This window comes from Methanothermobacter sp. K4 (assembly GCF_022014235.1).
Taxonomy (GTDB): Archaea; Methanobacteriota; Methanobacteria; order Methanobacteriales; family Methanothermobacteraceae; genus Methanothermobacter.
In genome coordinates, this window is the sequence record NZ_JAKLTD010000001.1 from 558924 (window position 1) to 578233 (window position 19310).

The 19310-nt window shown below is 50.7% G+C and carries 21 protein-coding genes; 12 read left to right on the forward strand and 9 right to left on the reverse strand.

Annotated features, from left to right (window positions below; translation table 11 throughout):
• Positions 1-35: 35 nt before the first annotated feature.
• From L5462_RS03055 to L5462_RS03065, 3 genes are all read left to right on the forward strand, one after another.
• Positions 36-1133 carry a nucleotidyltransferase family protein gene (locus L5462_RS03055; RefSeq protein WP_237779335.1) on the forward strand — a complete coding sequence of 366 codons (1098 nt, stop codon included), beginning with the start codon at positions 36-38 and terminating at the stop codon, positions 1131-1133.
• On the forward strand, positions 1124-1855 hold the full coding sequence (locus L5462_RS03060) for a peptidylprolyl isomerase (protein WP_237779336.1): 732 nt from the start codon (positions 1124-1126) through the stop codon (positions 1853-1855). Before L5462_RS03055 ends, L5462_RS03060 begins: the two co-directional genes overlap by 10 nt.
• A 151-nt stretch (positions 1856-2006) precedes the next feature.
• Complete coding sequence (locus L5462_RS03065) at positions 2007-3152, forward strand: sensor histidine kinase (protein WP_237779337.1); 1146 nt, start codon at positions 2007-2009, stop codon at positions 3150-3152.
• Between the two features lie 63 nt (positions 3153-3215).
• Here L5462_RS03065 and L5462_RS03070 read toward each other — a convergent pair whose 3' ends face one another.
• Genes L5462_RS03070 through L5462_RS03085 form a run of 4 tightly spaced genes read right to left on the reverse strand, consistent with a single transcriptional unit; the run spans position 3216 to position 6230 of the window.
• Entirely contained in the window at positions 3216-3572 is a 357-nt protein-coding gene (locus L5462_RS03070) for a hypothetical protein (protein WP_237779338.1), read from the reverse strand.
• 14 nt (positions 3573-3586) lie between these two features.
• Positions 3587-5128 carry a serine--tRNA ligase gene (gene serS, locus L5462_RS03075; RefSeq protein WP_237779339.1) on the reverse strand — a complete coding sequence of 514 codons (1542 nt, stop codon included), beginning with the start codon at positions 5126-5128 and terminating at the stop codon, positions 3587-3589.
• A 40-nt stretch (positions 5129-5168) separates the two neighbouring features.
• A complete protein-coding gene (locus tag L5462_RS03080) occupies positions 5169-5411 on the reverse strand; it encodes a KEOPS complex subunit Pcc1 (protein ID WP_237779340.1) in 243 nt (80 codons plus the stop codon).
• 36 nt (positions 5412-5447) lie between these two features.
• Positions 5448-6230: an AAA family ATPase gene (locus tag L5462_RS03085; RefSeq protein WP_237779341.1), complete on the reverse strand. Its 783-nt coding sequence runs from the start codon at positions 6228-6230 to the stop codon at positions 5448-5450.
• A gap of 169 nt (positions 6231-6399) precedes the next feature.
• On the opposite strand from L5462_RS03085, the gene rplJ reads away from it, so the two are divergent.
• The 4 genes from rplJ to L5462_RS03105 all read left to right on the forward strand — a co-directional run bounded on the left by rplJ (position 6400) and on the right by L5462_RS03105 (position 11007).
• Positions 6400-6882 carry a 50S ribosomal protein L16 gene (gene rplJ, locus L5462_RS03090; RefSeq protein ID WP_013296292.1) on the forward strand — a complete coding sequence of 161 codons (483 nt, stop codon included), beginning with the start codon at positions 6400-6402 and terminating at the stop codon, positions 6880-6882.
• Positions 6883-6940: 58 nt separating this feature from the next.
• On the forward strand, positions 6941-9211 hold the full coding sequence (ppsA, locus tag L5462_RS03095; RefSeq protein WP_237779342.1) for a phosphoenolpyruvate synthase: 2271 nt from the start codon (positions 6941-6943) through the stop codon (positions 9209-9211).
• A 40-nt stretch (positions 9212-9251) separates the two neighbouring features.
• Positions 9252-10397 carry a tyrosine decarboxylase MfnA gene (gene mfnA, locus L5462_RS03100; protein WP_237779343.1) on the forward strand — a complete coding sequence of 382 codons (1146 nt, stop codon included), beginning with the start codon at positions 9252-9254 and terminating at the stop codon, positions 10395-10397.
• A gap of 112 nt (positions 10398-10509) precedes the next feature.
• Complete coding sequence (locus tag L5462_RS03105; RefSeq protein ID WP_237779344.1) at positions 10510-11007, forward strand: fumarate hydratase C-terminal domain-containing protein; 498 nt, start codon at positions 10510-10512, stop codon at positions 11005-11007.
• Between the two features lie 214 nt (positions 11008-11221).
• Here L5462_RS03105 and upp read toward each other — a convergent pair whose 3' ends face one another.
• Genes upp through cobZ form a run of 4 tightly spaced genes read right to left on the reverse strand, consistent with a single transcriptional unit; the run spans position 11222 to position 14006 of the window.
• Entirely contained in the window at positions 11222-11857 is a 636-nt protein-coding gene (upp, locus tag L5462_RS03110; RefSeq protein WP_237779345.1) for a uracil phosphoribosyltransferase, read from the reverse strand.
• Complete coding sequence (locus L5462_RS03115) at positions 11832-12392, reverse strand: tRNA (cytidine(56)-2'-O)-methyltransferase (protein WP_237779501.1); 561 nt, start codon at positions 12390-12392, stop codon at positions 11832-11834. The genes upp and L5462_RS03115 overlap by 26 nt, the downstream gene beginning before the upstream one ends.
• 24 nt (positions 12393-12416) lie before the next feature.
• Positions 12417-13160, reverse strand: a complete 744-nt coding sequence (gene cobS / locus L5462_RS03120) for an adenosylcobinamide-GDP ribazoletransferase (protein ID WP_237779346.1) — start codon at positions 13158-13160, stop codon at positions 12417-12419.
• A gap of 12 nt (positions 13161-13172) precedes the next feature.
• The gene (cobZ, locus tag L5462_RS03125; RefSeq protein ID WP_237779347.1) at positions 13173-14006 is read right to left on the reverse strand and encodes an alpha-ribazole phosphatase CobZ; all 834 of its coding nucleotides are present in this window, start codon (positions 14004-14006) and stop codon (positions 13173-13175) included.
• Between the two features lie 132 nt (positions 14007-14138).
• Between cobZ and L5462_RS03130 the strand changes: the two genes are divergently transcribed.
• The 4 genes from L5462_RS03130 to L5462_RS03145 all read left to right on the forward strand — a co-directional run bounded on the left by L5462_RS03130 (position 14139) and on the right by L5462_RS03145 (position 16961).
• Complete coding sequence (locus L5462_RS03130; protein ID WP_160322990.1) at positions 14139-14471, forward strand: MJ1244 family protein; 333 nt, start codon at positions 14139-14141, stop codon at positions 14469-14471.
• A 16-nt stretch (positions 14472-14487) separates the two neighbouring features.
• Positions 14488-15699: a nickel pincer cofactor biosynthesis protein LarC gene (gene larC, locus L5462_RS03135; protein WP_237779348.1), complete on the forward strand. Its 1212-nt coding sequence runs from the start codon at positions 14488-14490 to the stop codon at positions 15697-15699.
• Between the two features lie 121 nt (positions 15700-15820).
• A complete protein-coding gene (gene queC / locus L5462_RS03140; RefSeq protein WP_237779349.1) occupies positions 15821-16492 on the forward strand; it encodes a 7-cyano-7-deazaguanine synthase QueC in 672 nt (223 codons plus the stop codon).
• Between the two features lie 169 nt (positions 16493-16661).
• Positions 16662-16961, forward strand: coding sequence for a hypothetical protein (locus L5462_RS03145; RefSeq protein ID WP_237779350.1), 300 nt, complete (start codon positions 16662-16664; stop codon positions 16959-16961).
• A 269-nt stretch (positions 16962-17230) separates the two neighbouring features.
• On the opposite strand, the gene oadA is transcribed toward L5462_RS03145, so the two are convergent.
• A complete protein-coding gene (oadA, locus tag L5462_RS03150) occupies positions 17231-18937 on the reverse strand; it encodes a sodium-extruding oxaloacetate decarboxylase subunit alpha (protein ID WP_237779351.1) in 1707 nt (568 codons plus the stop codon).
• 174 nt (positions 18938-19111) lie between these two features.
• On the opposite strand from oadA, the gene L5462_RS03155 reads away from it, so the two are divergent.
• Positions 19112-19297 (forward strand): ATP-binding protein, encoded by a 186-nt coding sequence (locus tag L5462_RS03155; protein ID WP_237779352.1) that lies wholly within the window; start codon positions 19112-19114, stop codon positions 19295-19297.
• The last annotated feature ends 13 nt before the right edge of the window (positions 19298-19310 follow it).

Genomic DNA, 19310 nt, shown 5'->3' on the forward strand with positions numbered 1-19310 from the left:
TTAAATTATTTACCCCCCTCTTTATATTAATTAACATGCCTTCAGAGGAATTTCTCGGGAGTATAATTGAAAGGGACCTTGAACTCATCAGGGCGGACTCCATCAATGAACCGGAATACGGTGACCATGCATCTGAACCAGGGATCATGGCAGACTTCACAGAGTACTCCCCCTTTCACAGGGGCCACAGGCACTGCATGCTGGAGGCGAAAAGGCTCAGACCGGGCGCCCTCTTCGTTGCTGTAATACCGGGACCCCTTGAGAGGAGTGGGAGGGGCGTCCCCTACATAATGACCCGCCAGGCAAGGGCGGAGATAGCCATCAGGGCAGGGGCTGATATAGTGGTTGAGGGCCCTCCCATGGGTGTTATGGGTTCGGGCCAGTACTCCCTCTGCCTTGCAAGGATGTTCAGGGCACTCGATGCTGACTGGATACCCCGCGGCTACAGGCCGGTTGATGGATTTGATGAGGTCCTTGAGAGGATAAGGAGGGGCCACAGGGTTGTGCCAAGGCCCTACAGGATAGTGGACCTTGACACCTCTGAGACCGTACTTGAGGGTAAACTTGAGGAGGACAACTATGTCATAGCATCCCTTGCAGGGGCCCTCGGGAAGATCGGATTCAACTTCAGAAATAAGTTCATATTCATAAGAAGACTTGAGGGTGTGAGCGGAACCAGAATACGGGAGGCGGTATCCCGGGGCGAAATTGGGGAAGTCGCAGATATGCTACCTGCCGAGACGGTTGAGGTCCTTGAAAGGGAAATTTCAGAGGGAAGGGCGCCCCTACATGATATGAGGCTCTCAAGCGAGATACTCAGAAACGCCAACAGCCTTGAAATTGAAGAACTCAAGGATCTCAACCTCTTCGATGATGTAACAGCATCTGCAGTAGTAAGGAAAAGACCATACCATTCAACTGCTGAGGTTGAGGCCGCCATACCCCCATCATTCAGCAGGCACCACAGGCAGCGCATAATCTCGGTCCTCGAGGCAAAGGTTCATAAGGGACTGGTCCATAAATATATAGAAAATTATCCATCTGTAATTCGAATTCTTGCATTTAAGGATAAAGAGATCCTTGGAGAATTTAAGGATAGAATACCACACAGGAGGCTAGAGATATGGCAGTGAATAAAGGAGACTTTATAAAAATCGAATTCACAGGTAAGGTCAAGGAGACCGGTGAGGTCTTTGACACAACAGACGAGGAAGTGGCTAAGGAGGCTGGACTTCAGATAAAGAAGACCTTTGGCCCCATACCAGTCGTTGTTGGAGGAGGACACCTCATAAAGGGTCTTGATGAGGCCGTTATCGGAATGGAGGAAGGCGAGGAAAAACACGTTGAAATTGAACCAGAGGACGCCTTCGGTAACAGGGACCCAAAACTTGTCCAGCTCATACCCATGGGCGAATTCAAGAGGCAGGGAATAAAGCCCTACCCTGGAATGCCCCTGACTGTTGAGGGACATGAGGGCAGGGTCCTCAACGTCTCAGGTGGACGCGTGAGGGTGGACTTCAACCATGAACTTGCAGGTAAAATCCTCGAATACGACCTGAAGGTCACTGAGATAATCACAGATGATGTTGAAAAGGTAAAGAGCATGATACAGCTCCACTACCCATCCCAGAACATGGACATCGACAAGACAGAGGTTGAAATAGATGATGGGCGCGTGAGGATCTGCATGGATGAGATGACACGCTTTGATAACAGGTCCTACATGGATGTTACCCTCACAAGGTTCAGGATAGCGAAGGACGTCTGGGAGAACATTGAGGGCGTCACCAAGGTTGAATTTGCCGATGTATTTGAGAAGAGGGAAGAGGAGAAAGATGAGGATTCAGAGGAATAACTTCCTCAGAATCCACAAATACTTGATTGATTCTTGTAGAGAACATAACTTCAGAAGGAATTGCTGATTCTATTTTCATTTCACTGATGAGCTCACGATAAGAACTCACTTTTCCAAAAATTATTAGGACCCCTAAAGAGAACAATATAATATGGATCCCCAGAGAGATGCACTCAGAATAGCACTCTATTATGCAATCTTCAGCCTTCTCTGGATACTCTCATCAGACTACATCCTCTATCTCATAGCACAGCCCCACGCTGTCATACAGCTTTCAATCATCAAGGGGTCCCTCTTCATACTCCTGACCTCACTTTTTCTTTTCGCGGTTCTGCGCCTCTACCTGCGGTCACTGAGCGATAAGGAGGAGTCACTGAGGATCAGTGAAAGGAAGTTCAGGTCACTCTTCATGGAACTCCCCGTTGGGGTGGTCCTCATGGATTCCGATGGAAGGATAGTGGAGTCAAACCCCACCGTCCGGGAGATTTTCAGGCAACCTGCAGATAACAGATTTATAGGTGAACTCCACGGGGACCTTGCAGCTGTCAGAAAAACTCAGGGGGAGTTCATGATAAGGCAGGGGGATAGATGGATACGGGTGCTCATAAGAAGGATTGATGGGGGGTTCCTGGGAATCTTTGAGGATCTAACAGATATAAAGAGGTCCGAGGAGAAAGCAAGAAGGTCCCTTGAGGCCAACAGAACACTCCTATCAGAACTCCACCACCGTGTCAAGAACAACCTTCAGATCATCTCAAGTCTAATAAACCTCCAGGCACGGGGAATGGAGCATGATTCATGTGAACTCATGAGGGCTCTGCAGCTTCGGATAAGGGCCATGGCACTGGTCCATGAGCTCCTCCTCTCCAATCCAGAGGCCAGCACAGTAAACCTTGCATCCTACACAGAGGGGCTCCTGTCATACCTGCGCGACATGTACAGGTCCAGTGTCCAGATTGAGGTTGATATCGGTGATGTGGAATTTGACATTGAGACGGCAGTTCCACTGGGACTCATTCTAAATGAACTTGTATCAAACAGCCTGAGACACGCATTCGATGATGGTGGAACTATCAGGGTATCCCTTGAGGATACCTCTAATGGTTTCCTTCTCAGGGTCAGTGATAATGGGAGGGGCCTTCCAGATGGCTTCAGCCTTGAGGAAGACGCAGGTCTTGGCCTGGCTATTGTTCTGGGTCTTGTGAGGCAGCTTGAAGGGACACTCACATTTGAGTCGAGGGAGGGCACATCATTTCTGATAGAGTTCAGGGAGCCCAGCTACCCCCGGAGGGTTTAGGTATAGATCCTTTCCCAGGAACCGATCAGGGGTGTTATTAAATCTGTTTCACTTCTGATCAGTTTAAGTGGAGATCCTTGTTCCCAGAAAACGGATTATCCTTTCAGGGTCATTCATGAGTATCCCGAGCACATTTTCAGGGCTGCCATAATAGGGTGCAAGGTACACGGTGTAAATCAGGTATGATAGAACAGCAAGGATACCCAGGATTATGAGGACGGCAATGAGTATCTTAACACCGAGACCCATTCCCTTCCTTTCCCCTTCACCGGACTCAACCCGCTCCCTGAAGAGCTTATCAGCACACCTCTCACAGTAATTCTTCCCTCCAAGCTTCAGACGGCACTCCTCGCAGAGTATCCTCCCGCATATAATGCATGACGCCACACCTTCACGTTCAGGGTGCCTGTCACAGTTCAAATGACCACCTCAGATCAGTCCTTGCCGGGCCAGGTAACTATACGGGGCGCCTCAACACCCTCAACCCGCTCCCTTATGAATTCCGGCCATTTCCCAGTATCAAAGCCCTTCTGGGCCAGGAAACCGTATATCCACCTTGAAAGACCTATACCCGTGCATCCAGTCCATATGTTCATGTTACGGGCCTCCCTGATTGAGAATCCCTCAATGAAGTGTGTACCGTGGACATTGGCAGATACAACTGCCACACCCTTCTCCTGCCCTGGCAGTGAGAGCCTCATCTCATATTTGGGGACATCAGGAAACTCTATTCCCCTCTCCTCAACCCTTCTGCCCTCAAGGTAGAATGGGTCATCCCCCACCTCGGTGTACCATTCAAGTTCCAGTTCATCGGCGGCGTCATATGAGAGTTCAACGGTGCGGTCACGTATCTCCTCGGTGTCCTGGGGGGATGCCAGCCATACAAGTTCTATCCTCTGGAACTCATGGACCCTGTCGAGGCCCTTGGCTCCCCCCGCCTCCCACCTGTAGGTCCAGCCGCTCCTGTCAAAGAACTTTATGGGGAGGTCATCCAGATTCACCACCTCATGTGAGAGGAACTGGTAGAATGGCTCGCACTGGGCCGGTGCAATAACGTAACCGGGATCCTTCAGACCCCTCCTGAGGAGGTCCATTGGCACCTCCCTGTTTATGATGAGTTCATTCTTGAACTCCTCAAAGGTTTCAGGGTCCCTGCGTGGCGCACTGCAGTAGTACATCCCCTCAGGCAGGCCCTCAAGGTACCTCATCCTGTTCATAACATCCAGAGGTATGAGCTTCGGGAAGAGACACTCAACGAATCCCAGTGGCTTCACGATTCTTTCAATGAGGAACTCCTCCAGTGCACGGTGCAGGGCGGTTATCTGGGGCCCGTAGAACCACTGTCCACGCCCTGGAAACTTTTTAACCCACCCGAGCCTCACGGCCTCCTCTGTGGGGTCTCCATCAAATAAGAACTCCCTTTTTTTGCTTCTTGCAACTATCTCCCCAGGTGTTGCCCTTGTGACCCTGGTTGTGAGGTCCGGTGATGATTCAACGAGGCTGAGGGCGTGCTTCACAACCCGGTCCACAACGTGTTTCCTGAGGTCTGACTCATCAAGGGGCTGGAATCTCACCATTATGGTGCCCTCTGAGATATTCGCGTCCTCCACAAATGGCAGGTCCCTGAGACCGGGGATTTCTGATACCCCGGGGGCGTCCATTTCAAGGGTGTAGTCCTCCACATTAACACCCCTCACACCGACCCTGTAACGGGGCCCAAGGAGCTGTCCCAGGGGCTTTTTGAGTCTCAGAAGGCCATCATGGGCCCTCACACGTCGCCCTGATTCCATTTCAAGTTTCAGGGTGTCCCCCCTGAGCTCCCATGATTTTACATGTGAAGCCTCCTTCTCCTGGCCCTCAGGGACTCCCCTCCTGAGAATGTCTTTTTCAGCCTCTTTCAGGAACTCTTCAATGTCATTCTCTGCCTCTGGAACCTCTTTACTGAGTTTTATTATTCCCTTAAGTTTGAACTTCATCCAATCACCACATGCTTAAGCCTGATTAAATCTGAATTCTTCAATTCTCTGAATTCTGTGATTTAAATCCCATCATATTTTCGACTATCATTTCAGAGAATATGAGGTCATCTGCGGTGTTCAGGGCTGTTCCAATGGAATCTGATTCCATGGTGAACCTTAATGTTGATCCTTCAATTTCAGATTCAACGTATGTCCTGTTTTCGGGTTCAAGTGCCTTCATAACTATCCTGGCTTCCTCCTCTGATTCGTATTCCGCTTCTATGGTTACTGATATCCTCATTTCAGGCCTCCTGTGTTATGTTACCACCCATCTAATTTATCTCTCCATTGAGGCTATCCTCTCGGAGATTTCTCTTATGGCCCTGAAGGCAGCTGATTCCGGGTGCATGGCAAGGGGCTCGCCCCTCATATCAGCCGCCACAACGGTCTTATCTGCGGGTACACAGCCAAGCACGTCAATTCCAGCTGCCTCAAGCCGTTCACGCATGAATTCTTCATCCCCTCTCCCGGAGACCTTGTTGATTATGGCCATTATTCTCTTAACTCCGATATCGGCCGCCAGCTTCTTTATTCGGGATGCTGTTTCAAGTGATTTGAGGCCTGGTTCAACCACCACCACCATCAGATCAACGGATTCCGCGGTCCTCCTCCCGAGGTGCTCTATTCCGGCCTCCATATCAAGGATCACCATCTCATCCTTTCTGAGTATCAGGTGACGGAGCAGGGCCTTGAGGAGCACCGAGGCAGGGCAGACACAGCCGTCGCCACCATGCTCCACGGTACCCATCACCATCACCCTGAGGTTGGGTCTCCGGGGGTGCTGGATGGAGAGTGAATCTGGAAGGTCACTTATCCTTGGGTTGAGCCTGAATACCTCACCGAAGGATGAACCCGGCTCTGCCCCTGTTCGCTCCCTTATAATATCCCTCATCCGGGATATGGGTGTTATCTCCTCATCTATGCCTATACTGGATGCAAGGTTCATGTCGGGGTCGGCGTCGATGGCGAAGACCCTGAATTTCCCAGAGAATATGCAGGCCAGGGTGCCGGCTATGGTTGTCTTGCCCACCCCACCCTTACCGGTTATGGCTATCTTCATGATGACACCATGGAAACTTTTAAAAACCATCCCTGCTAATTATATGTATCCTTATATTTTTCAGGTTGGATCTATTAACTGTTTGGCTTCCAAGACAATATTTATTAATGGTTACCGAGATACTCATTTCATAGTTATTCTCATGGACATGATTACAGGAGGATTATTCATGGTTCGTGCATACACAAGAAGAGAGTACATCAAGAAGATTCCAGGTTCAAAGATAGTTCAATATGATATGGGTAACCTCTCAGCTGAATTCCCGATTTCACTGAGCGTTGCTGTTAAGGCACCCACCCAGATAACCCATAATGCCCTGGAGGCAGCCAGGATAGCCTCAAACCGTTACATGCAGAGGAAGGCCGGTAGGATGGGTTACCACCTTAAGATAAGGGTCTACCCCCACCACATAGTCCGCGAAAACCCCATGGCGACAGGGGCAGGGGCTGACCGTGTTCAGGACGGGATGAGGAAGGCATTCGGGAAACCTGTGAGTACAGTGGCCCTTGTTAAGAAGAACCAGAAGATAATCACAATCGAGACAAACAAGAAGAACTTCAAGGATGCCAAGGAGGCCCTCAGAAGGGCTGCAATGAAGTTCCCTGTTCCATGCAGGATTGTGATTGACAGGGGCGAGGAACTCGTAAAATAAAATTCTAATTTTTTCCATATTCACATTTTTAATGACACCAACTAGTTCAGGGGATAAAATGGTTAAGTATGTGGCGTTTTTTGAGGAACTCGGTAAGGATGATGTGGGAATCGCTGGTGGAAAGGGTGCAAACCTGGGTGAACTTACACAGGCAGGCATACCTGTCCCCCCGGGATTCGTGGTTACAGCGGCAACCTATGACAAATTCATGACAGACACGGGACTTCAGCCCATTGTAATGGACATGCTTGAAAACCTTGACGTCAACGATACAAAGGAACTGCAGAAGGTATCCGCTGAGATAAAGGATATAATAACATCCACAGAGATACCAGAGGATATACAGACACTCATAATAGAATCATACAACGCACTCTGCCATAGGATAGGGAAGGATGATGTGTACGTCGCCATACGTTCCTCAGCCACAGCAGAGGACCTCCCCGAGGCATCATTCGCTGGTCAGCAGGACACCTTCCTCAACATAAGGGGCGCCGAGGATGTCATGGAGTATGTCAGGAAGTGCTGGGCATCCCTCTTCGAGGCCAGGGCCATATTCTACAGGGAGGAGAACAACTTCGACCACTCCCGGGTCTACATAGCGGTTGTTGTCCAGGAGATGGTTGACGCTGAAAAGGCGGGGGTCATGTTCACAGTCCACCCATCAACAGGGGAGGATAAGATCCTCATTGAGGGTTCCTGGGGCCTCGGTGAGGCCGTGGTGTCAGGTTCAGTGACCCCTGACACCTACTGGGTTGATAAGAGCACAGGTAAACTCCTTGAATTCACTGTCGGCGAGAAGAATGTCATGTTCACAAGGGAGGATGGCAGGACAGTGAAAAAGGAGGTCCCCCCTGAACTTCGAAACAAGAGGGTCCTATCTGATGAGGAGATAGCCGCCCTCTCGGAGATGGGCAGAAGGATACAGGAACACTATGGCTCACCACAGGATACCGAGTGGGCCATAATGGATGGGGAGGTTTACATGCTACAGTCAAGGCCCATAACAACCCTCGGGGAAGCCGTGGAGGAAGGAGAGGTTAAGTCAAAGGACATCATACTCAAGGGCCTCGGGGCAAGCCCCGGCCTTGCATCAGGTAAGGTCAAGATAATAAGGGAGATCCATGAACTGGATAAGATACAGCTCGGCGACATCCTCGTCACGGTAATGACAACCCCTGACATGGTTCCTGCAATGAAGAGGGCAAGCGGTATAATAACCGATGAGGGCGGTGTCACCTGTCATGCTGCGATAGTATCAAGGGAACTTGGAATACCCTGTGTTGTCGGTACCGGAAATGCAACTGAGGTTTTAAGGGAGAACCAGGTTGTCAGCATCGACGGTAACAAGGGACTCGTCTATGAGGGTCGCGTCGTAGAAGAGGAGAAGAAGGAGTCTGCCCAGGAATCCGTCACCGTCGAGTCACCCATACTCACAGTTACAGAGGTCAAGATTAATGTGAGCATGCCCGAGGCTGCAAGGAAGGCCGCAGCAACAGGTGCAGATGGGGTTGGACTTCTGAGGACCGAGCACATGATGCTCACAACAGGCGTACACCCAAGGAAATTCATTGAGGACGGACGTGAGGATGAACTTGTGAGGATCCTCGCAGAGAACATCCTCAAGGTTGCAGATGAGTTCTACCCACGCCCAGTATGGTACAGGACCCTTGACGCGCCCACAGATGAATTCAAAACCCTTGAGGGTGGTGAGAATGAACCCTACGAACACAACCCAATGCTGGGCTGGAGGGGTATACGCAGGGAACTGGATGAGCCAGAGATCCTCAGGGCAGAGTTCAGGGCCATAAAGAAACTCCATGAACAGGGCTACACCAACATAGGCATAATGATACCCCTGGTACAGCACCCTGATGAACTCAGGAAGGCCAAGAGGATAGCAGAGGAGGCGGGCCTTAAGCCCCACAGGGACGTTGAATTCGGTATCATGGTGGAGACACCTGCAGCTGCACTCATAATCGAGGACTTCATTGCAGAGGGCGTCGACTTTGTGAGCTTCGGTACAAATGACCTCACCCAGTACACCCTTGCAATAGACAGGAACAATGAACACGTGGCAGACCTCTACACGGAGGGTCACCCCGCGGTCCTCAAACTCATTGAGAGGGTTATAAAGAAATGCAATGAGGCCGGGGTTAAAACCAGTATCTGTGGCCAGGCAGGAAGCATCCCACGGATAGTCGAGAAACTGGTGGAGCTCGGAATAAGCAGTGTATCCGCCAACACAGATGCGGTTGCCGAGGTGAGGAAGACAGTTGCAAGGGCAGAACAGAGACTCCTCCTTAAGGCGGCAAGGAAACTTCTCTAAAACCTCTTTTCACATATAAATTAATTTTCTGGGCGTAAAAATGGATGAAAAGGGCCTCCCCGAGGAAAGGGTCCTCGAACTTCTTGAGGAATTCAGGTCAAGGGACATGACCTACACCTCAGGCAGGATACTTGGATCCATGTGCACATCTTCACACCCCCTGGCAAGGAGGGTTTACTGTGACTTCCTGGAGTCCAACCTTGGCGACCCCGGACTCTTCAAGGGAACCAGGGAGCTCGAATCCCGTGTTATAGGCATGCTGGGGGAACTCCTATCAGGACCAGGTGCAGCGGGTCACATAATAACAGGGGGCACCGAGGCCAACCTCATGGCCATGAGGGCCGCCAGGAACATGGCAGGAGTGGATAAACCCGAGATAATCGTCCCTAAATCCGCCCATTTCTCCTTCAGAAAGGCCTCAGATATAATGGGTCTTGAGCTCAGGGAGGCGGAGCTGGACAGGGACTACCGTGTTGATGTGGGGTCTGTCAGGGAGATGATATCCGATAACACCGTGGCCGTCGTGGGGGTTGCAGGGACAACTGAACTCGGGAGGATAGACCCCATAGCAGAGCTCTCAGATATCTGTATTGAGGAGGACATCCACCTCCACGTGGACGCAGCATTCGGGGGCTTCATAATACCATTCTTACGGGATGCAGGTTTTGAACTCCCTGAATTTGACTTTAAACTCCCTGGTGTCTCATCCATCACCATAGACCCCCATAAGATGGGTCTGGCCCCGATACCCAGTGGATGCATACTCTTCAGGGACGAAACCTACCTCGACGCCATGAGCATAGAGACCCCCTACCTCACAGAGAAGCAGCAGTCAACGATAGTCGGCACAAGGACAGGGGCCTCTGCAGCTGCAACATGGGCGGTCCTCAGACACATGGGACGTAGCGGGTACCGTGAACTCGCCCTGAGGGTGATGGATGTGACCTCCAGGTTGAATGAGGGCCTTAAGGATCTGGGCTATGAACCGGTAATTGAATCGGAACTCAACATAGTGGGATTCAATCATCCATCCATCAGTCCAGAGAAACTTGCCTCCAGACTCGAGGAGATGGGGTGGGCTGTCTCTGTATCAGCATGCCCCCCAGCCATAAGGGTTGTTGTCATGCCCCACATCAAGAGGGAGCACATTGAACTATTCCTTGAGGATCTCAAAACCCTTATTTAGAAGTTAAACTTGATGGCTCTGCCAGTCTTAAGATTCTGAACTTAACATGGATTCCTGATGTAATTATGAGGATATCTGCAACTTGTCAAACAATGGATTCTGGATGGTAGTAATGATGAGGATATCTACACCAACAACGAGAAGGGAACTTGAGGGGCTCAGTCCCGGAGACCGTGTTATCATAGATGGGATCATATACACTGGAAGGGATGCGGCCCTCCCCAAACTTGTTGATGCCCTTAAGAGGGGTGAGGAGCCATTTGATGTGAGGGGTGCTGCGATAATGCACACCGCAGTAAGCCCGGCGGGGATAGCCCCCACGAGCAGCAACAAGGAGGACATAGAGGAGAGCATGCCCTACCTGGCATCAAGGGGGGTGCTGGTTCACATAGGTAAGGGAAAACTTAAGGAGGAAACCGTGAGGGCGCTCGGTGATGCCGGGGCGATTTTCATTGTAACACCACCCGTCGCCGCACTCCTAACAAGCCGTATTAAATCAAGAAGAGTCGCAGCATTCGAGGAGGAGGGGATGGAGGCCATCTTTGAGCTTAAGGTTGAGGGAATACCTGGTATAGTAGCGGCAGCCTGTGGAAGGTCAGTCTACGATTGATGATCAGTTACTCCAGCCACTCTTTCCTCAGGGATCAGTTTATATCAATTCTCGTGATACGTCTTATTCTTATTCGTTTTTAAGAAGTTTAGATCTGTTATTTTGGTTATCTGACGGCTTGGGGTAACTCTACCCTGGCTGTTTTGTTTGGGACAATGACAGCAACAGGGTGACAACAGGGGGTAACTCCACCCCAGGGTCGTTTTATTCTTATCTATTCTGATGGTCTTCCAAATGCAAGGTCCCCTGCATCCCCCAGGCCCGGGACTATGTAGCCCCTGTCGTTGAGTTCCTCCTCCACACTGCAGGTGTAGACCTCCATATCCATTTCAAGAACCCTCTCAAGGCCGGGCCTTGAGGATATAACATTGAAGAGTACGGTCCTCTCAGGGTTGCCGTATGCCTCAAGGGCCTCGAGGATCCCCATAATCGTGTTACCTGTTGCAAGCATGGGGTCCGCTATCACCATTATCTTATCATCCAGTTCAGGGACCCTCAGGTAATCGACTGAAACATTGAAGGGAGGATCATCTGACCTGCAGGCCCCCACTATACCCTGTTCTGCCTCGGGGAAAACCCTCATAACACCCTCTGTGAAGGGTAGTGAAGCCCTGAGGATGCTCAGCACAACGATCCTGTTTCTATCTGTGATCTCAACACCCGAGACAACTCCCAGCGGCGTTTCAACATCAACCTCACGCCACCTGAGGGTATCTGCGAATTCATAGGCCAGGTAGCGGCCTATATCAGATATTCCCTTCCTGAAACTGGAGGGGTCAATCCCCTTCCTCCTTATACCTGTTAGAATCTCCCTTACAACCAGGTTATCTATCACCCTCAGCATCAGCATCACCTCCCCTCTCAATCAGCTTCTTACCGTGGGCCTGGGGCACAACCTCTATCAGGGGGTTCTCAAATTTGAGGTCGAATTCGCCTCCATCAAGGAGCATGTGAAGGAAGACTGCAAGGGATGAGACCTCTGAGTGGGGCTGATTAGTCACCCCAACATTGTAATCTGCAAGCCTGTAGACCTTCCCGGGGACCCTGGCGCCCCCGACAACCACCATTTTACCTGCCGGACTTTCCCTTAGATCCGGTATAACGTCCCTTGCAGGGAGACCGTACATTGTGAGGTGCACAACCTCCCCACCCATCTGCTTCCAGGACTCAATGACTCCCTGCCAGTTTCTCCTGTAACTCACCCTGAAGGGTCCGCCCCACCTCTTAACAACATCATCAACGCCCTCCATGAGTTTCGGGTCCTCCTCACCACTCAGTATAACCTCAGATGCCCCGAAGGCCCTTGCGGTGAGGCAAACGTGTGTTGTGATCCTTGCATCCCGTGACTTCCTGTGACCTAACCTTAAAACCCTGATGTCCATTATAATGACCTCCATAAATCAGTATAATCATGTTAACTGGATGGCTGCAGCAATCGCCAGGAGACCCATCATCCTCCCGATCTCATTTGAGGCCCCGAGAACATCACCTGTGCTCCAGTAGAAGTTTCTCCTCGCAGTAAATCCGATGAATACTCCCGAGGCAGCTGCCACGGCAACACCAAGAGCGCCGGGGATCCCGAGTAACAGGTAGGCTGCAGCTGACCAGAGGATCCACACAGGAGCCATCAGGGGGCTCCTGGCTGCAACTATGAAGTGCCTTCCTGTGCCACTGTCAAGGGGCCTTGAGACCAGTGCACACCCTGTAAGGCATATCTTTGCAGAGACCTCTGAAATTAAAAGGCCCTGAAATATGATATTCGATGGAAGGGAATATACTGATGCCACTGTCAGTGAAGAGACTACAATGAGAAGTCCCAGTCCACCGGTACCGATACGGGGGTCCCTCATTATCTCTATCTTCCTCTCGAAGCTCCCATGGGACATGAGGGCGTCCCCCATGTCTATGAGGCCATCAAGGTGGTGGAAGCCGGTGAACCATATGGCAAGGGCATATGCGGCACAGGCAACCACCGGGTATGGGAGTATGAGGGATGCTAAAAGACCCCCTGAACCCACAATGGCCCCTATAAGTGCCCCCACGAGTGGCCAGTGGATTGTGAGGGAGGCTATCTCCTCAACGGTCGCCTCTGAACCCACCGGGAATACGGTTGAAAATGATATGAGACCAGCGAATTTCCTCAGAAAATCCATGAAAAACCACCATCACTCAAAGAGCCTTGACATGCAGCCTGCTATGAGTCCAGCGACTGCATCATCCACCATGGGTCCGAGATCCCCTATCACACCTGGTTTCTCCTCATCGTAGCGCTTGAAGTTGAATATTGCCTTGGTGCCCGCCACCTGATTGGCAACCGCCATGCCCATCACCTCATCACTGTAGAGGTAGGCCGGGTCATCTGTGAGGTCAACTCCAAGCAGCCTCCTTCTTCTGATGTCATCCTCAATATGCAGTGCCGCGGCAAGAAGCACACGAACGTTCAGATCCCCCAGCGCACGGTTTATCTCGGATCGCAGCCTCTCCCTCAGTTCATCCGTGACCTCAGCTCCAACCACGAGCTCCATACCCGCCTCGACCATGGCCTCAGCTGTCACACCGTGCAGCTCCAGGAGTTCCTCAACCCTCGGGCCCTCAAGGAGCATGTTCTGAGATGAAAGCCTCAGGGACTTCTTCAGGTCAGAGGCACTGAACCCTTCATCACCGGGCATGGAGACCACGGTTACCCTGGACTCAAGGATTTCTGCGAGTAACCCCAGGGCTGATGTCACTTCCCTTACAGCAAGCTGCAGGATTTCAGGTATACGGTCGCCACACCTCTCCCCACACACCACAAGGACATCGAGGAAATCTCCAGCAGAGAATACCGAGAGCACGTTACCCACACGTGAAACCTCAGGGGGTCCTGGAAGTTCATGGGTAACCTTGGATGCTGTGCTGATTGTCTTGGAGGCAGTTATAAGCCCTGATTCTGCGCTCACCCTCACAAGATCAGATTCGATTACAATTTCCGTACCGTTAAGATTTAACTTTCCATTCAAGGGCTTCACCTTCAGATATAAACACCATTTTATTCCTAATGAGATTTATTATCCGCAACCCAGTATCTTCACCATTTTATTCCTCATCAGATTTATTATCTACACACCACATATCTATATAGGGTGATATTAATGAAGGTGCATCTACGGGTATTCGTGGAGGTTGAGAACCTTGGTCGCGTCATGAACATACTGGCAGATGAGGGCGTCACGGGTTTCTACATAGTTGAATACAAGGGCGTCTCCCCAACAGAGTGGAGGGGATTCTCAATCAAGGAGGACCCCGAGTCAGCAATCTCACTTATACATGACTATGCAAGGGACGCAGTCCTGGTATGCTCGGTGGTTGACGAGGAGCTAGTGGAGCCCATAGTCGCGAGGTTCAGCAGGGAACTTGGTGATGAGAAGTACACCATAATAGAGATACCCATAAGGAGAATAATAGTCAATTCACCACCAGAATGATCTGAACGGTGCTTGAATGGTAACAGTAATAGACCCCCAGCTTGCAGGGGTATCAGGTAACATGATGGTGGGGGCCCTCATAGACATGGGAGCCCACCCTGAGCGTACAGCTGAGGTCATGGAGGAGGCAGCATCCCACTTTGGCGGGGCAACGGTGGAGGTGTCGGAGGTTAAGAGGTCAGGCCTCAGGGCAACCCACGTGGATGTGAGGGCAGACGACTCCCTCAGCATAGGTTACATGGAATTTTTAAAGCGCCTTGATAGGATCAGCCATCCTGGCATTGACGATGAGATGCTATCAATGGCAAGGGCGGTCTTCCATACCATGGCACAGGCAGAGGCAACAGTGCATGGTGTGAAACTGGATGAGGTCCACTTTCATGAGGTTGGGGCTGCCGATGCAGTTGCAGATGTCCTGGGGTCTGTATTTGCCTACTTTGACCTCAACCTCCACAGGGATACGGTCTACACACTACCTGTGGCGATTGGGGGAGGTACAGTGAGTGGCGCCCATGGAAAGATACCTGTCCCTGCACCGGCCACCGTTGAGATACTCAGGGGTTTTCCTGTGACTGGGGGCCCGGTTGAGATGGAGCTTGCAACCCCCACAGGGGCCGCGCTCCTTGTTAACATGGTCCGGGGATACAGGAGGTTCCACCCTCCAATGGAGATACAGGCCACAGGTTACGGTGCAGGGGACATGGACCCTGACTTCCCGAATGTCCTGAGGGTGGTGAGGGGCTCAGAGGCGGTGCACCATGACATGGTAACTCTACTTGAGACCAATGTGGATCACCTCAGCGGCGAGGTCCTTGGCAACCTCTTCGAAAGCCTCATGGATGCAGGGGCTCTTGATGTGACGCTCACGCCAGTTATAATGAAAAAAAACCGTCCAGGACAGTTAATAAGAGTCATATGCAGGGAAAATGATCATGAAATGATACTCAAGCGCCTATTCTCTGAGACAGGAACCCTTGGTGTGAGGATATTCCCCCAGGTTCACAGGGGCGTCCTTGAGAGGAGGGTCATGGAGGCAGAGGTTGATATAAAGGGGAGAAGAAGGGCCAGGTTCAAGGTGGGCATCCTGGGCTCAAGGGTTGTTAATGCAAGGATAGAATACGAGGATGCAAGAAGGATATCACTCGAAACAGGGATACCCCTCAGGGACGTCATTGAAATGGCCGAGAAACAGTTCAGAAACTTCATGGAGGATAAGAATGGAGAATAAAATAATAGCGGGGAGGCCTGAGGTGATAATGTCAATCAGCATACTGGTAGAACATAGGGAGGCTTCTGATGATTAGGTTGATCAGCATACTGGTAAAGCATAAGGGATGGGGAGGTCTGAAATGAGCAAGGCTATCAGCATACTATCAGCTGGCATGGACTCTGCAGTTGCAACAGCACTGCTAGCATCTGAATATGAGATCCACGCTTTAACATTCGATTACGGCCAGAGAAGTGCCTCAATGGAGATTGAACACGCCAGGAAACTTGCAAAGCACCTTGGCATTGAGCACACAACCATTGAACTCCCCTGGCTTGGAAGGCTTGGTGGTTCCGCCCTCACAGCGGGTGGTGAGATACCCTCACCAGCGGATCTTGATGACAGGGAGGAGTGCCTTGAGACGGCAAGGAGGGTCTGGGTACCCGGGAGGAACATAGTCTTTACAGCTATTGGTGTTTCCTTTGCAGAGGCCCTGGATGCAGATGCGGTTATAGTGGGGTGGGACCTTGAGGAGGCCGAGACCTTCCCTGATAACTCTGCAGAGTTTCTTGATGCATTCAACAGGCTTCTGGGTATAGGTACGCTCCGGGGTGTTGAGGTGAGGGCGCCACTTATAGGTATGACCAAGAGGGAGATCGTTGAGGTTGGTTCTGCTCTGGGTCTGCCCTTTGAGTTAACCTACTCATGTTACAGTGGAGGTGAGGTCCACTGTGGGGTCTGCGAGTCCTGTATGAGGAGGAGGAGGGCCTTCAAGCTTGCAGGTGTTGAGGATCCCACAGGATACCTTGAATAGAGGGTTGATCCTCACACTGGAGGCTTATTATAGTTTTTTTCTGACCACAGACTTTTTTTAACTGAGGGAAGGGTGGGGGAACATATGTTTCTTCTTAACCCAATACTTCTTTAACTGAGAGAATCAAGGAATACTTTTTTATGTATTCATATTATATTATCACCCTGAGGTGATGGTGAATGCACATACATGGTGGTTTTATCCTGCATGGCAGCTGGTATTCTACAATGTAATTGCAACTGTGGTACTCGTCCTGAGCATCGCATTGGTGATAAGGGGCCTTCTGTCCATGAAGAGGGATGAGGGAGCATATGTAGACCTTAAAGGTTATCTCCTGATCATGTTAACTGCACCACCTTTAATATTCTTAATTCAGACTTTCTGCATACCTGTACCTAGCAGGTTTATTCCCCATCATGAGGTCGGTGGTGAGCATGGGGGTCTATTCAGCAACAGGGGGTCTCCTTGAGGGTTTACTCACGGCCGCTGGCTGCATCATCATGTCATCATGGATTGAACGGATCTGGAATCTTCAACGATAGCTTTTCACTGATTTACAGGGATCAGTTATAGAGAGATAATAGCAGAAAAAAGCTTCTAGAAAATGAGTACGCTCTCAATGCTAGTGGAAAAATGCAGATGTAAATGACCCATGGAACTCACAGTTGGGGGATGCTGCTCTTGAAGCAGAAGCTGGAGGTGCCTGTGATGGCTGCAGTGTAAAAAATATAAAAATTTTTATTTTATGACCATGAGGATGTCACCGGCTTCAACCCTTTCACCCTCATCGGCGTATATCTTCTCAACAACGCCACCATGGGGTGTCTGGATGTCGTTCTCCATCTTCATGGCCTCAACAACAGCCACAACATCCCCTGCATTAACATGGTCACCCTCACTGACCTTCAGCTTCACAACCATGCCCTGCATCGTTGACCTGACGGCACCCTCAACGTCCACGGGTTCCGGTTCAGCCTCCTCGATGGTCATGTATCCTGTGGGTACAACCTTGACGTTGAATTCGTCACCGTCCACCTCAACATGGAATACAGTTGGCACATCACCGCTGGGCGCCCTCTCCTCCACGGGGGGCTCGAGTGGTTCCTCCTCCACCTCTCCCCTCAGGAATCTGGGTGCTATGGCTGGGTAGAGTGCAAGGGTCAGTATGTCCTCCTCCTTCTCTATGATGCCCATCTCCTCACCCCTTTTCCTGCACTCCTCGTACTGGGGCTTGAGGATGTCTGCGGGTCTGCAGTCGATGGGCTCCTCATCGCCGATGACCTTCCTTGCAACCTCCTCATTTACAGGTGCAGGTGGTCTACCGTAGAGTCCCCGGAAGTAGTCCTTCACCTCATTGGTGACCATACTGTACCTTTCACCGCTCAGGACATTCATAACAGCCTGTATACCCACTATCTGGCTCGTTGGGGTTACAAGTGGTGGGTAACCCATGTCCTTCCTGACGCGGGGCATCTCCTCAAGGACCTCCTCGTACCTGTCAAGGGCGTTCTGTTCCTTTAGCTGGGAAACAAGGTTTGATAGCATACCCCCTGGTATCTGGTATATGAGGACATCCGTGTCGATCTGCTCGGCGATTGGGTCCAGTATGCTGCTGTACTTCTTCCTGATCTCCTCGAAGTACTTCTTGATGTTCTTCAGGATCCTGAGGTCGAGTCCAGTATCATAGGGGGTGTCCCTGAGGGCAGCAACAAGGCTCTCTGTTGGAGGCTGTGAGGCACCCCATGATAGGGGGGATATTGCAGTGTCAAGTATATCAACCCCCGCCTCACAGGCTGCATAGTAACTCATGGGTGTCATACCACTTGTGCAGTGGCAGTGAAGATCCACCATGAGGTCTGTCTCCTCTTTAAGGGCGCTTACAAGTTCGTAGGCGTCGTGGGGTGATATTAAACCTGCCATGTCCTTAATGGCAACTGAGTCACATTCAAGGGCCTCGAGTTCCCTTGCAAAGTCCACGTAACTTTCAAGTGTATGGTATGGGCTTATGGTGTAGCAGATAACCCCCTGCACATGGGCGTCCTGTTCCCTGGCAACCTTTATGGCGTACTCCATGTTGCGGAGGTCATTGAGGGCGTCGAATATCCTGAACACATCAACGCCGTTTTCATAGGACTTCTCAATGAACTTCCTTACGATGTCATCGGGGTAGTGCTTGTAACCCACCAGGTTCTGACCACGGAGGAGCATCTGTATGGGAGTCCTCTTTATGTGCTCCTTGAGTTCCCGCAGCCTCTCCCATGGATCCTCGTTCAGGTAACGTATGCATGTATCAAAGGTTGCGCCTCCCCATGCCTCCAGTGAGAAGAAACCAACCCGGTCCATCTCCTCTGCGATGGGTATCATGTCCCCTGTCCGGAGGCGAGTTGCAAGAAGTGACTGGTGCGCATCCCTGAATGCTGTTTCAACGACCTTTATCCCTTTCATCGTGACCCTCTCATGAGATCAGTTAATTCTTTATATACATAGTAGGAACTTCCTTAAATACACAGCAGATGTATTAATTATCCATAAATTTATCCCACGGCTGGAAATGGTTATAAGGAATGAGATCCTAATCCTAACCATTAAATTTACAACGAATTTTAAGGGAGAATCAAAATGGCAAAGATAATCATAGATTATGATGAATGTGATGCATGCGGAGAATGTGTCGATGTATGCCCTATGGAGGTACTCATAATAGTTGATGGTAAACTCAAGGTCCAGCACCCTGAGGAGTGCAATGAATGTGAGGTATGCATGGACGTATGTCCAAGTGAATGCATAGAGGTTGAGGAGGACTGATCCTCAACCAGGT

What these genes read in the sequence shown, in the direction of transcription:
- L5462_RS03055 (WP_237779335.1), top strand. Translation starts at nt 36, where the DNA reads ATGCCTTCAGAGGAATTTCTCGGGAGTATAATTGAAAGGGACCTTGAA.
- L5462_RS03060 (WP_237779336.1), top strand. Translation starts at nt 1,124, where the DNA reads ATGGCAGTGAATAAAGGAGACTTTATAAAAATCGAATTCACAGGTAAG.
- L5462_RS03065 (WP_237779337.1), top strand. Translation starts at nt 2,007, where the DNA reads ATGGATCCCCAGAGAGATGCACTCAGAATAGCACTCTATTATGCAATC.
- serS (WP_237779339.1), bottom strand. Translation starts at nt 5,128, where the DNA reads ATGAAGTTCAAACTTAAGGGAATAATAAAACTCAGTAAAGAGGTTCCA.
- L5462_RS03080 (WP_237779340.1), bottom strand. Translation starts at nt 5,411, where the DNA reads ATGAGGATATCAGTAACCATAGAAGCGGAATACGAATCAGAGGAGGAA.
- L5462_RS03085 (WP_237779341.1), bottom strand. Translation starts at nt 6,230, where the DNA reads ATGAAGATAGCCATAACCGGTAAGGGTGGGGTGGGCAAGACAACCATA.
- rplJ (WP_013296292.1), top strand. Translation starts at nt 6,400, where the DNA reads ATGGTTCGTGCATACACAAGAAGAGAGTACATCAAGAAGATTCCAGGT.
- ppsA (WP_237779342.1), top strand. Translation starts at nt 6,941, where the DNA reads ATGGTTAAGTATGTGGCGTTTTTTGAGGAACTCGGTAAGGATGATGTG.
- mfnA (WP_237779343.1), top strand. Translation starts at nt 9,252, where the DNA reads ATGGATGAAAAGGGCCTCCCCGAGGAAAGGGTCCTCGAACTTCTTGAG.
- L5462_RS03105 (WP_237779344.1), top strand. Translation starts at nt 10,510, where the DNA reads ATGATGAGGATATCTACACCAACAACGAGAAGGGAACTTGAGGGGCTC.
- upp (WP_237779345.1), bottom strand. Translation starts at nt 11,857, where the DNA reads ATGCTGATGCTGAGGGTGATAGATAACCTGGTTGTAAGGGAGATTCTA.
- cobS (WP_237779346.1), bottom strand. Translation starts at nt 13,160, where the DNA reads ATGGATTTTCTGAGGAAATTCGCTGGTCTCATATCATTTTCAACCGTA.
- L5462_RS03130 (WP_160322990.1), top strand. Translation starts at nt 14,139, where the DNA reads ATGAAGGTGCATCTACGGGTATTCGTGGAGGTTGAGAACCTTGGTCGC.
- larC (WP_237779348.1), top strand. Translation starts at nt 14,488, where the DNA reads ATGGTAACAGTAATAGACCCCCAGCTTGCAGGGGTATCAGGTAACATG.
- queC (WP_237779349.1), top strand. Translation starts at nt 15,821, where the DNA reads ATGAGCAAGGCTATCAGCATACTATCAGCTGGCATGGACTCTGCAGTT.
- oadA (WP_237779351.1), bottom strand. Translation starts at nt 18,937, where the DNA reads ATGAAAGGGATAAAGGTCGTTGAAACAGCATTCAGGGATGCGCACCAG.
- L5462_RS03155 (WP_237779352.1), top strand. Translation starts at nt 19,112, where the DNA reads ATGGCAAAGATAATCATAGATTATGATGAATGTGATGCATGCGGAGAA.